The sequence below is a fragment of the Vibrio sp. 1288 genome, from assembly GCF_033344475.1.
Genome location: NZ_JAWPOX010000981.1, coordinates 1 through 551, shown reverse-complemented (window position 1 = coordinate 551; position 551 = coordinate 1). Strand labels below are relative to the sequence as shown.

Below are 551 nucleotides of genomic sequence, written 5' to 3'. Positions count from 1 at the left end.
AAGATGGACAAAGTCAGTTGTGTGACATCGTTTATGAAGCTATTCGGGAGTTTGAACCTCGGTTAAGAAATCCGCACGTTCAAATTTCTGATGAAAAAAATGCGATAGATCGAACCTTACGGTTAGAAATTAGCGCAACTTGTTTGATTGATAATGACATCCACGAGTTGAAATTCAATTCGGAAGTCGAGCCAGTGAACTTAGGAATGAAGTTGAGTCGAGCGAAATGAGTGAAGAGTTTCTAAAATACTACAATCGTGAATTGGCCTATCTGCGACACAAAGGACAAGAGTTTGGCGAGCAATATCCTAAAATTGCGGCTAGGTTACGTATCAGCGAAGAACAAGTTGAAGACCCACATGTTGAACGTCTGTTGGAAGGTTGTGCTTTTTTAACCGCTCGGATAAGACAAAGTCTGGATAACAGTTACCCACAGTTTACGGAATCACTGATGGGACAGCTATATCCGGACTTTCATGCGCCAATTCCTTCGATGTCCGTGATCAAATTGAACTGTTCAGAGTCAACCACTAGTTCATTTGCTATTCCTG

Annotated in this window: 2 protein-coding genes; both read left to right on the top strand. The window is 41.6% G+C overall.

The window, feature by feature from the left end; translation table 11 throughout:
• Nucleotides 1-230: GPW/gp25 family protein (locus R8O11_RS30455; protein WP_318195292.1), on the top strand; the 230-nt coding region annotated here is incomplete at its 5' end.
• On the top strand, nt 227-551 hold a 325-nt coding region (locus tag R8O11_RS30450; protein WP_318195291.1), incomplete at its 3' end, for a type VI secretion system baseplate subunit TssF. The genes R8O11_RS30455 and R8O11_RS30450, both read left to right, overlap by 4 nt.